7 protein-coding genes are annotated in these 12,200 nt (G+C 58.8%); 6 read left to right on the top strand and 1 reads right to left on the bottom strand.

The genetic code is table 11. The features are described from left to right. Positions 1-2: 2 nt before the first annotated feature. Genes waaC through JL015_RS09055 form a run of 6 tightly spaced genes read left to right on the top strand, consistent with a single transcriptional unit; the run spans position 3 to position 5,937 of the window. Positions 3-1,067 carry a lipopolysaccharide heptosyltransferase I gene (gene waaC / locus JL015_RS09080; RefSeq protein ID WP_025258250.1) on the top strand — a complete coding sequence of 355 codons (1,065 nt, stop codon included), beginning with the start codon at positions 3-5 and terminating at the stop codon, positions 1,065-1,067. Then, positions 1,067-2,191: a glycosyltransferase family 4 protein gene (locus JL015_RS09075; RefSeq protein ID WP_201018225.1), complete on the top strand. Its 1,125-nt coding sequence runs from the start codon at positions 1,067-1,069 to the stop codon at positions 2,189-2,191. Before waaC ends, JL015_RS09075 begins: the two co-directional genes overlap by 1 nt. Further along, positions 2,188-2,994 (top strand): lipopolysaccharide core heptose(I) kinase RfaP, encoded by an 807-nt coding sequence (gene rfaP / locus JL015_RS09070; RefSeq protein WP_201018224.1) that lies wholly within the window; start codon positions 2,188-2,190, stop codon positions 2,992-2,994. The genes JL015_RS09075 and rfaP overlap by 4 nt, the downstream gene beginning before the upstream one ends. Beyond that, positions 2,994-3,728, top strand: a complete 735-nt coding sequence (locus tag JL015_RS09065; RefSeq protein WP_201018223.1) for a lipopolysaccharide kinase InaA family protein — start codon at positions 2,994-2,996, stop codon at positions 3,726-3,728. The genes rfaP and JL015_RS09065 overlap by 1 nt, the downstream gene beginning before the upstream one ends. Next, a complete protein-coding gene (locus JL015_RS09060) occupies positions 3,725-4,504 on the top strand; it encodes a lipopolysaccharide kinase InaA family protein (RefSeq protein WP_201018222.1) in 780 nt (259 codons plus the stop codon). The genes JL015_RS09065 and JL015_RS09060 overlap by 4 nt, the downstream gene beginning before the upstream one ends. Continuing rightward, positions 4,504-5,937 carry a lipopolysaccharide kinase InaA family protein gene (locus JL015_RS09055; RefSeq protein WP_201018221.1) on the top strand — a complete coding sequence of 478 codons (1,434 nt, stop codon included), beginning with the start codon at positions 4,504-4,506 and terminating at the stop codon, positions 5,935-5,937. Before JL015_RS09060 ends, JL015_RS09055 begins: the two co-directional genes overlap by 1 nt. Before the next feature lie 143 nt (positions 5,938-6,080). Here the strand turns inward: JL015_RS09055 and JL015_RS09050 are convergent, their stop codons facing one another. Further along, entirely contained in the window at positions 6,081-12,200 is a 6,120-nt protein-coding gene (locus tag JL015_RS09050) for a membrane-targeted effector domain-containing toxin (protein ID WP_201018220.1), read from the bottom strand.

Below are 12,200 nucleotides of genomic sequence, written 5' to 3'. Positions count from 1 at the left end.
CTTTGCGGGTATTGCTGATAAAGACTTCTTCGCTGGGCGACGTGATTCATGCTTTGCCAGCGTTGACCGATGCGGCGCAGGCTCTGCCGGGCATTCAGTTCGACTGGGTGGTGGAAGAAGGCTTCGCCGAAATTCCGACCTGGCACCCGGCGGTGGACAAGGTGATTCCGGTGGCGATCCGTCGCTGGCGCAAGAACCTGTGGCAGACCTTCAAGACCGGTGAGTGGCAGGGTTTCAAGCAGCGTCTGCGCGAGACACATTACGACGTGGTCATTGATGCCCAAGGCCTGTTCAAGAGCGCCTGGCTGACCCGTTACGTCAACGCTCCGGTTGCTGGCCTGGACAAACACTCGGCACGCGAGCCCATTGCCAGCCGTTTCTACGACCGGCCTTACCCGGTGGCACGTGGGCAGCACGCGGTTGAGCGGTTGCGGCAGTTGTTCGCTCAGGCTCTGGGCTATGAACTGCCTGCGGGCCTTGGCAATTATGGCCTCAAGCGTCTGTCGGCACTGGATGAAACGCTTGAGGCGCCATTCGTGCTGTTTCTGCATGGCACCACCTGGGCAACCAAGCACTGGCCCGAGCATTATTGGCGGCAACTGGCGGAGCTGATGGCTGCGCGAGGCCTGAACGTGCGCCTGCCATGGGGCAACCCGGCTGAAAAGGCCCGCGCCGAGCGTATCGCCGAAGGCCTGGGCAATGCGCAGGTCTTGCCGAAGCTGAATCTGGCGGGCGTTGCCCGTGTACTGGCCAGTGCCCAGGCCTGCGTGGCGGTGGATACCGGCATCGGTCATCTGGCTGCGGCGCTGGATGTTCCGACCATTTCCCTGTTCGGGCCGACCAATCCGGGCCTTACCGGTGCCTACGGCAAGTCCCAGGTGCATCTGGCCGGTGATTACCCGGCATGTGCTCCTTGCCTGCAAAAGAAATGTACTTATCAACCGACGGCTGACGATCAGTTGCGGTTCGACCTGAAACGCGAGTGGCCCATGTGCTTCACTCGTTTGAATCCCGAGCGGGTAGCGAGCCAGTTGGGCGCGCTGTTGCTGGCAAAGGAACACAACTGATGCAACTGGCTTTCGTACTCTACAAATATTTCCCGTTCGGCGGCCTGCAACGCGACTTCATGCGTATTGCGCTGGAGTGCCAGGAGCGCGGGCACCAGATTCGGGTCTACACCCTGATCTGGGAAGGCGATGTGCCGCCTGGCTTCGAGGTGCTGGTCGCGCCGGTCAAGGCGTTCTTCAACCATCGGCGCAACGAAAAGCTCAGCGCCTGGATGGAAGCGGACCTGGCCAAGCGCCCCGTGGATCGCCTGATCGGCTTCAACAAGATGCCCGGCCTTGATGTGTACTACGCCGCCGACGGCTGTTTCGAGGACAAGGCGCAGAACCTGCGCAACTCCCTGTATCGCAAATGGGGCCGTTATCGCCACTTTGCCGAATACGAGCGGGCGGTATTCGCCAAAGACGCGAAAACTCAGGTGCTGATGATTTCCGAAGTGCAGCAGCCGCTGTTCATCAAGCACTACGACACGCCATTGTCGCGCTTTCACCTGCTGCCGCCGGGTATTTCCCAGGACCGCCGTGCGCCGCTCGATGCGCCGGATATTCGCGCCGGGTTCCGTCAGGAATTCGGGCTGGCCGACGACGACCTGCTGCTGGTGCAGATCGGATCGGGTTTCAAGACCAAAGGCGTGGATCGCAGCCTCAAGGCGCTGGCCGCCTTGCCTGCCGAACTTAAAAAACGCACGCGCCTGTTTGTAATCGGCCAGGACGACCCCAAAGTATTCCAGCTGCAAAGCACAGCATTGGGGCTGGGCGAACAGGTGACCTTCATGAAAGGGCGTAGCGATATTCCGCGTTTCCTGCTCGGCGCCGATCTTCTGATTCATCCGGCCTATAACGAGAACACTGGCACTGTGCTGCTTGAAGCGCTGGTGGCCGGCTTGCCGGTGCTGGTCAGTGCGGTCTGTGGTTATGCTCATTACATTGCCGAAGCCGACAGTGGTCTGGTGCTGGATGACCCGTTCGAGCAGGCGCAGCTCAACGAATATCTGGTAAAGATGCTCGAAGACAATGCGGCGCGCCGCACCTGGGGCCTCAATGGTCTGGCGTTCGCCGATACGGCTGACCTTTACAGCATGCCGCAGCACGCTGCCGATGTGATTCTGGCGGAGCACTATCAATGAAGCTGTTCCTCGCTGAACCCTTCAAGAGCCGGTGGGCCGGGCGAGATGCATTTGCCGAGGTCGAGGCTCTGGATGGACAGGTCTATCGCGAGCTGGAAGGTCGTCGCACGCTGCGTACCGAAGTCGATGGCCGCGGTTATTTCGTCAAGATTCACCGTGGTATCGGCTGGGGTGAAATCGCCAAGAATCTGGTGACCGCCAAGCTGCCGGTGCTGGGAGCGGGCAAGGAGTGGGACGCGATAGCGCGTCTCAAGGAAGTCGGCGTGCCGACCATGACCGCCGTGGCCTATGGCGAGCGTGGCAGCAATCCGGCGGCTCAGCATTCGTTCATCGTCACCGAAGAGCTGGCACCCACCGAAAGCCTGGAAGATGTCAGCATCAACTGGCGCAACGAGCCGCCCGAGCCGCGCTTGAAGCGGGCGTTCATCGCCGAAGTCGCACGGATGGTCGGGATGATGCACCGCGCCGGTGTAAACCATCGGGACTGCTACATCTGCCACTTCCTGTTGCATACCGACAAGCCGGTGACGGCCGATGATTTCAAACTGTCAGTCATCGACCTGCACCGTGCCCAGACCCGCCGTGCAATCACGCCGCGCTGGCGTAACAAGGATCTGGCCGCGCTGTATTTCTCGGCGCTGGACATAGGTCTTACCAAACGCGACAAATTGCGTTTTCTCAAGGGGTATTTCCAGAAGCCATTACGTGAAGTACTGGCTCGGGAAGCCTCATTGCTGCGTTGGCTGGATAAAAAGGCGGACAAGTTGTATCAGCGTAAATTGCGTTACGGAGATGCGCTCTGATGGCTGGTTGGAATCTTGAGCCGGAATACGCCTTCCTGGCTGAGGACTTCGGCAGTCTGGACGCGGTTTTTGCCTTGCAGGGCGAACAACTGACCAGCGATCTGCTCTCTGAAGTGATTCGTGTGGAACGTGGCGGCGTGACCTATTACGTCAAGCGCTACACCGGCGCAGGGAAAGGCCTGCGCCGCTATCTGGGCCGCCCGAGGGTCAAGTCCGAATGGCAAAACCTCAAGCGTTTCGCCAAATGGGGTATCCCGACTGCCGACGTGGTGGCCTGGGGCCTGGAGCGCAAGGGCGCGGCCTATGATCGCGGCGCGCTCATCACACGCGAACTTCCCCGTACCGAAGACCTGTCCGAGCTGGCGCGGCACAAGGATGCCCGGTTGTCGAATCGTGCCTGGGTCGATGTCATCAGTCGGCAACTGGCGCGCTGCACCCGGATCATGCATGACCAGCATTTCACCCATAACGATTTGAAGTGGCGCAATCTGTTGGTCGACGACCAGTCCAGGCTGTTTTTCATCGATTGCCCCAACGGTGCGTTCTGGTGGAGCTTCATGCTTCGCTATCGAATCACCAAGGATCTGGCTTGCCTGGACAAGGTCGCCAAATACCATTTGTCCGCGACCCAACGTCTGCGCTTCTACTTGCAGTACCGTCAGCGGGATCGTTTGAACGCTTCCGACAAGAAGCGCATCCGTCATGTCGTCAGTTTTTTCGAGGGGCGTGAATGAGCGTTTTCATTGCCGATTCCGACCGTGCCCTGCTTGAGCGTCATGGTCTGATCGACTTTCAGTCGCTATGGGACATACAGCTCGACGCTGTTGATGAACCCAATACCGGTCGCGGCGGCTGGAGCAGTGTGTTTCGTCTGGAGCTGGAAGGTCAGGGCTTTTATCTGAAGCGTCAGAGCAATTACCTGACCTATACGCTGCATCATCCGTTTGGTGAGCCATCGTTCTCCCGCGAGTTTCGCAATATCAGCCGCTATCGGAAGCTGGGTATTCCAGCGTTGCAGGCCGTGTTCTATGGCGATAGCAAGGTCAATGGCGAGCATCGTGCAATTCTGATGACCCGTGCTCTGGATGGCTGGACTGACCTGTATGTCTTGCTTGAGCAATGGTCCAGGCTGAGTGCCAGTCAGCACACTGCGATTCTTCAGGCTTGCGGGCAACTGGCTCGCAAGCTGCATCAGGCCGGACAGGTTCATGGTTGCTTCTACCCCAAGCATATTTTTCTGCAGGCTCAGGGCGACGTTTATCAGGCACAGCTGATCGATCTGGAGAAGACCCGCCCGGTTTTCTTCGGCAAGCGTGATCTGATCAAGGATCTGGAGCCCTTGTTGCGACGTGCGACGGCGTGGGGGGATAGCGAATTGCGGGTATTGTTGGCTGCCTATCTGCAGGCGGCTCCCGACAGCGCCCAGGTCGATGCCTGGTGTTTGCGTCTGGGCAAGCGTGGCAAGCACAAGCGCGACCTTCACCACCGTGACAACAAAGAGGCGCGCTGATGCGTTTGTCTGAACTCAAGAATGCCGGACGCACACCTGAGCTGCCTCTGAACGTGACCCTGGCCGACACCATTGGTCCGGCCGATCTGCAACTCTTGACGCTATTGCGGGTGCTGCCGGGTCAACGCTATGTCGGCGCGGGTGTCTGGCGCGGTCGTACGGTGCTGGCGAAGCTGCTGGTGGGCAATAAGGCTGCCCGGCATTTTCAGCGTGAACTGGATGGCGTCCGCCTGCTGGCCGAACAGGGCTTGACCACGCCTCTGCTACTGGCCGATGGCTTGCAGGAAGGCGAAGGCGGCTGGTTGTTGTTCGAGTTTCTGGATAACGCCCAGAGCCTGGGTGATGCCTGGAATCAGGTTGAGAACCTGCCGCCGCTGGCCGATGAGCAACAGCTTGTGCTGGGTGAAGCGCTATCAGCCATTGCCCGGTTGCATGCCAAAGGCCTGTGGCAGGAAGACCTGCATCTGGACAACCTGCTGCGCCATAGCGGCCAGTTGTACCTGATTGACGGCGCGGGCATTCGTGTCGAAGAGGCAGGCAAGCCGTTATCCCGTCAGGCCGTGCTGGAAAACCTTGGCGTGTTTTTCGCCCAGTTGCCCAAGGCACTGGAGCCGTTTACCGAAGAACTGCTGGTGCATTATCTGTTGAGCAACGCCGAACATGCCTTGCCCATGGAGGCCCTGCAAAAGCAGATCGACAAGGTGCGTAGCTGGCGCTTGAAGGATTACCTGAACAAGACCGGGCGTGATTGCAGCCTGTTCAGCGTCGAAGACACGGCTTCGCAATTCCGGGCGATCCGCCGCGAAGAAGAGTCTGCCCTGTTGCCCGTTCTGGAGCAGGCCGACGACTTGCTGGACAAAGGCCATCTGTACAAGACCGGCGGTGCTGCGACTGTAGGTCGTGTCGAGGTCAATGGCCGCACACTGCTCATCAAACGCTACAACATCAAGCACTTCGCCCACTGGCTAAAACGCTTCTGGCGTCCGAGCCGTGCGTGGCATTCCTGGCGTGAAGCCAATCGCCTGGAGTTCCTGGGGATCGCCACGCCCAGACCGCTGGCGGTGCTGGAGCAGCGTGTACTGGGCTTGCGCCGCAAGGCGTATCTGGTCACCGAGTTCCTGTCGGGGCCGGATATCATCAAGCGGTTCGCGCCTTACGTTGAGTCGGGTGATGTGCCGGAAAATGAACTGCTGGCACTGGACCTGCTCTTCGAGCAACTGATCCGCGAACGCATCAGCCATGGTGACTTAAAGGGCCATAACCTGTTCTGGCATCAAGACCGCTGGGCCTTGATCGATCTGGACGCCATGCAGCAACACAGCTCCCAGTCGTCGTTTGCAACCGCATATGCCCGCGACCGGGCGCGCTTCATGCGTAACTGGCCCGCAGGAAGTGCGCTGCACCAGTTGCTGGAGGAGCGCTTGCCTGGGTAGTTGCCAATGCCGATCAGTCATGAATTGAGAGAGGCATTGGCCACGACGACCAGCTTGAGGCAACACATTTGCATTGCCTGAAACTGACTTGTCGCGGCCAAGGCCCCTCCCACGAATTGTGATCCTTACTTGCCTGCCACCAGTCAGGTCACGTGCATCAGGTTCAACTCCTCAAGTGCCGCCACCAGCGCAAACATGTTGTTGTAAGGCGTCATGTGGGTGTTGGTCCAGGTCGGGCGGTCGATGTAGAGCTTGCCTTCGGCATTGACCTGTATCGGCGTGCGGTGAATGAAGGTGTCCCGTGATCGGTGGACGATGGTTTGCAGGCCGTCCTCCGATTGTTCGATCAGGAACATTCCGGGCCGGGTCAGTCGCTGTTCGACGGGCAGCGTTTGCACAGGGCGTGTGACGATAGCCTGGGTTGCTCCCGGGATTTCCATTTCCACCAGATAATCGCTTTTGATCGGCACGGTTTCAGGGATCAGGCCGCGTCTGATCCTGTCGCCCGGATCGGCTATCACGCCTCTGGATTGTCCGGGCGGGGTATCGATAACGCGCAGGCCGATCCCGGCTTCCAGTTCGGCGATGCCCGGTATGATCTGCTGGTAGGTGTTGGCGTGGGTGTTGCCCACCAGAGCGATCCATTTGTGCGAGCCCATGACTTCCTGGTGTTTGCGAATGGTGAGGTGCGCAAAGTAATTCATCATTTGCTGACGAGTGGTGGGTGCTTCTCCCAGGATGCCCTTGAGGTGGTAGCTCGCCGAGCAGTCGATCGCACGGATCTCCACGCCATTCTGCTGGGCCTTGAGTACCAATTGCTCGAAGGTATAGATCCTGTTCGGGTCGGTATAGTGTCCTCTGTCGAGCCTTTTCAGGTCATGCAGCAGGGTCTTGCTCATTTGCCCGGTCTCGAAAAAACGGTCCAGATCCGCTTGGTGCAGGTCAGCCAGCAAATGCTCCAGGTACAGCGTCTTGACCTTCTGCTGCGACAGCAATGGCAGGTTGTCGATAATCAGCTTTTTGCTGGCCACTGAAGAGTGAGACTCGCCAATCACCAGGCCATCGGTGTGCTGGTACAGCGTCTGTAGAAAGTCCGGCAATGGAACCTTTGACTCTACGTTAGGCATTTTCGGGCGCACAGGCAGTTCGATGGCTGCAATATTTCGGGCATCGGCTTGCAGCTTGGCGCGCACCTGGAAAAACTTGCCCCGTACCGCGCTCAGTTCCGGGTCCATGAAAAAGTAATGCTGATCCAGCCCTTTATGCTCGAAGTTCGCCAACTGATACAGAGTGCTTCTGTTCTCCAGCGGGACTTCGTACGTGGCATCTGCCAGCGACTTCTGAATGGCGCTCGATGGACTGTTGGGCGTCCAGTGATCGGGCTCTATACGCAACCAGCCCTTGGTGTCAGCCCAGCGAAAACCGTATTCGCCCGACCAGAGTTGTGGGTTCTCGATGCTTTTCCTGTTGCCCAGTTCCTTGAACAGAGCCATGTCCAGCAGGGTGCTCTCGGGTAATGTTTTTGCGGGGGGGATGGTCAACGGGTTGGCGAACTCTATCGTGAAGTCGCAACGGGCTGCCGGGTCTGCTGGCGCTGAGCCTGCAGTGGTTTTGATCCGTGTCGGGCTGCCGCTCGCAACGTCCTGGATATGAACGCTGGGCACGCCTTGAAGCTCGGCAATACCAGGAATCTGGCCATGGGTGGTTGCCAGCTTTTCATCCAGAAGGGCGATCCAGCGTCTTGATGGCTCACTCGCTACGTCGCTGCTGATGAGTTTATGGCCAAAGAAATTGCTCATTTTCTGGCTGGCTGCTGTATCGCCTGCGGCAGCCGCTACGGGGTGCCGGATGAGCGGATAGCTGATCGAAGAGCTGAACGGGCGCACTTCGATGCCATGTCTGTGGGCGATCTTGATCAAGTGGTAATAGTCGTACTCTGTTGTCTGGTTATTCAGGGCCTTGTCGTTGAGATATTCCAGATGCTCCTTGATTTCATGGGAGCCGGAGCGGGTCTTCTTGCCCAGTTGGCGATAGCGGGCAAGTTTTGGCAGATGCTTGTCAGTGAACAGATGCTCGATGTACAGAATCTCGACCCGTTCCTTGGCCAGAAGAGGCATGTTCTGGATAAGCAGGCGCTTGCTGGCGACCGACCTGGGCGCTTCGCTCAGGACCAGGCCGCTATTGTGTGCCAGCAGGCTCTCGAACAGCGTGTCGAGGCTTGCCCCGGACTCAAGCGTCGGTAATGAAGGGCGTGGTGGTAATGACGGCGCACTGAAAAAGGCATGGGCATCGTGGTAGAGCTTTTCCCTGAGGACGGTGAATCTCAGGCGCATCTCCACGAAGTAGGTTTCAAAGTACTGCATCATGCCCAGCCCGCTCGGGTCATAGCCCTCTCCGCTGATAATGAGCTCCATGTGGGGTTGCATCTGTGCCGGCAACTCGTAGTCGCCAGGCGTCGTGCCTGTGCCGGTGGCTTCTGCTTCTGGCAACGGTCTGTAGTTCTGCGGGCTGTCCCGTCCGCCGCCTCGTAACTGCTGACGGTCAGCGAGCTGCCATGTACCGTGTTCATCCAGGTATACGGGCTGCTTGCCGAAAAAAGCGAACGGGTTGGCCGGGTCGATGATCTGCCAACTGCGGATCTGCGCGTCGTATTGGACCTCAAAGGTCTTGCCGGAAAGCTCGATGTACTGCCTGCCGTTGACTGTGCTGATGCCTTTGGCGTGACCGTCGCCGATACGCGGTACGTTACTCAATGAAAGATGCACTTCAAGCCCGTCGCGCACGCCCGTAGCGGAGGCGGATGCGGTATCGAGTGCAGGGGCCGGCGTTTGCCATGTGCCGCGGGCACCGGGTTTTACGAATTGTCCGGTACTACTGACCTCGGTCGAGGAACTGCTGATAGTGCGCAGGACCGGGAAGTAACCGTTGGTATCCGGTTTGCCGACCAGAAGGGCTTCGTCGTGCAGGTTTATGGGATACAGGTCTTCGTAGCGGGGTAACGAGGGCACACGTTTCACCGGGCGTAGAGCCGAGTCGGGTGAAGGTGGCGGACCGATCTGGCGTACCACGCCGCCGAAACCCTTGAGGCCTGAATGCAGATCACCTGCCGCGCCGAAGCTGTTGAGCATGGCGGTCAGTATGTAGGCGCTGGCGGTTTCGCTGTCGCCGTCACGCAAGGACTGGAGCGCACGAACTGTGTCATGCAGGGACAGCAAGGCACCCACGGCAAAGCTGGCAGGCGGAAAGGGCAGAGTGACAATGGTGGCTATCACCTCGATGCTGACCCATATCAGTTTGGCCAGCATGTCATTGCGCCCGGTGGTGGTTTCTTCCACATCCCGCAGTTTGCGCAGGATCGGGCGATTGAAGCAGGTGTCGGCGAAGTCGGAAATGGATTCCCTGGGTAGAAAAGGTGCCTTGCTGGCGTTGCCCTTCTGCATGTCTCTCAGGAAGAACGACAGGGCCTTGCGTGATTTTAGGCGGCAGCGGTCCTTGTAGTAGTCGATCATGCCCGGTGTGCCGAGTGAATCGGTGAAACTGCTGAACAGGCGGAACTCTATGCCGTCCGGTGCCTGTGGCGTGTAGAGAAGCGACGCCTGCCTGATGGACATGGGAAGGATGGCGATGCAGCCTTGCACTGTTTCGACGTGAATCAGGTTGGTGTCGGGAATGACCAGTTGATCGATGCCTCCCACGCCTGAGGCGATAAAGGGTTTATCCACATGGATCTGTAACGGATACAGCGGGTATTGCTCGCGCGTCCTTGCATCGCTCAGATGGGCGTGGTCGATGGAATCCCAAAGCCATTGATACTGCGTCGCGCTGATATGTCCCTTGAGCAGGCTGCGCAAGGCCGCCGCTTTCATCTGTAGCTGTGTCATCAGCAGGCTGGTCTTGCGACGGTATTCATAACCTTGCGAGCCGGTATTGAGCAGGGTGTTTTTCACGAGAGCGATGTAGTCGTCGGCCAGCCATTGGTTGCGTACCGACTCGGCGACTTTCACAGGCGACAGCGCGCTCAGGTTCACGCCCTCCGGGCCACGGAAGGTTGCCTGGGTGTCGGCGGTACTGCGGATGATGCCGATGCTGTCGTCGTAGCCATTGAGCAGCATGTCGGTATAGGTCAGCGTCTCGCGCTCGCTGCTGATCACAATCAGGTCGGGATCTACGCGGCCTACCGGTACGTCGAGCAGTTTGCTGATCTGCCTGCTTGCCCGTTCATGGGTGTAGGCCTTGAAGGATTGCATATGGGTATGCGGTTTGGCGTCGTAATTCTTGCGTGCGCCGTTGGCTGCATCCTCAAGAGCCACCAGTTCCTGGCGTTGTGCCGGGGTGGCATGCCGATACCAGTCAGGCGTGTGTCGCTGCTGCTCGGATAACGCCACACGAATGTGCTGTTCGGCGAGAATGCGCAGGCCAGCATCAAAGCCTGACAGGCTGACCAGTTCAAGGAAGCCCTCGGGCGGGTAGGGTTTGAGTTTCAAAGCCGCCAGTTGCGCTGCAAGCCCGGCGCGAGCCGCAACCTCCACCTGATTGAGCAGGTAGTCGCACAGCTTGTCCGAAACCACCCAGCCGACCAGTTCATTGCGCAGTTGGGTTTGATTGTCGAAGGCCCAGAAACACTGAGTCTGCGGAGCGTCCACTGCAACCATGATCAGGCGCTCCAACTGACCTGTTGTCGTTTCCTGGCGAACGACCAGCAATTTGCTCAGTACCTGGCGGTTCAGTTTGACCTGCTGGACGATCAGGCGGAAATCCGTGTTGCCCTGTGCCGGATTCGTGACCGTTTCGACAATCGTGAAATCCTCGGGCCGGATATGGCCTTGCATTTTGGCGGCGTAAGCCAGGGCGCTTATCTGTCTGCGAGTCAGCAAGTGCATGAGTTGCTGATTGTGTTCTTTACGGTACTGCGCCTGTTGAAAGGCTGCGAAGGTCAGCCGCAGGTCGAGTTCTTCGATGACCTTGACCAGATAGGCCGGGGTCAAGGATGAGTGCTCTTCTGCCAGCGGCGCGTCTTCAAGGCTGAGCGTCGTGTGCCCGAGAAATTCCGAACCGGCTTTGCCGTCGCCCGGATGCAGGCCGTACAGCGCCAGTTCCGTCAATGAGCGGGTCACCGTGTAGGCTTCGCCTGTCACTGGAAGTGTGCGCTGAGTGTTGGCCTTGATGGTGCTCGGGTCCAGGTCGTAACCCAGATCGTTTGCCATCCGTATGCGCAGTTGTGCCCTGGCAAACTGCTCCGGGGATGCCGCCGCATTGAGGGCGCTCACCGTGACTGCGCGTGCCTGATCATACTGCTGCAGGCGCTCGGCATAGGTGCTGCGGTCATCCTGGCTGGCCATCTTGATCCAGTCCGGCAGGCTGCGGCGATAGCGGCTTTCCAGAGAGGCCAGTTCGCGCAGTTCCAGCAGGGCTCCGGGGCCGAACAGGCCGCGCATGCCAATGGCATTCTGGATCAGTGCCTGATGTTTTTCCCGGTTATCGACGCTCGTCAACATGCAGGCGTAGCGGACATCTTTGCGCTGTTTGTCGATCAGCCTGTCCATGGCGTGAGCGTAGGGAGAATCGCTGATGGGCGTGAGCAGCAGGTCGGCTGCCGTGAACGGCTCAAGATGCAGATCAGGATCGTTGCCGATCTCTGTCAGCACGTCCTGATGGCGCTGCTCGATACAGTTGAACAGGGCATCTCTCAAGGTCGGGCTGTTTAGCCAGTCGGGCAGGGTTTCAAGCATCTGTGCCTGGCTGGTGAAACCCGTTGCGCCGATGCCCGGCATTATCAGCAAGGTATGACCCTGATCCTGGCTCATTACCAGAGCGCCGGCCACTTCGACCTGCTCTTGCTCCTGAAGCTTTACATGCAGAGAAAAGATTTTGGGAGGAACCGCCGTCGGACTGTCCGACCGACGGCGCGAGGCGGGCAGGCACGCCAGATATTGTGTGGTGAGATCTCGTTCGTGGATCTTGACGCTGAGTTCGTCACGCAGGGTTTGCTGCATGCCGGTCAGGAATTTCTCGTAACGGGTTCCGTCTGACGCGCTGGGCGAATCCCAGTAATCATCGATGCGTTGCAACAGGCGGGCTACTTCCAGCTCTCGCTGTGAGGTGTCCGAGGTCGTGATTGCATCCAGCAAGGTATCCTGCGCTGTAGGCAGTTCGCCCAACTCTGTCTGCAGGCTGGTACTCAGCTCTGCGAGCCTTTTGAGGGCGGCCGAGGCTGCTGGCAATGTATCGTCGGGGAGCCCGGTTGGAGGGGGCAATGTTTCCAT

It is taken from the genome of Pseudomonas cichorii, from assembly GCF_015471405.1.
Lineage (GTDB): Bacteria > Pseudomonadota > Gammaproteobacteria > Pseudomonadales > Pseudomonadaceae > Aquipseudomonas > Aquipseudomonas serbiensis.
Note: the sequence above shows the minus strand (reverse complement) of the source record. Positions and strands in the feature narration are given on the sequence as shown.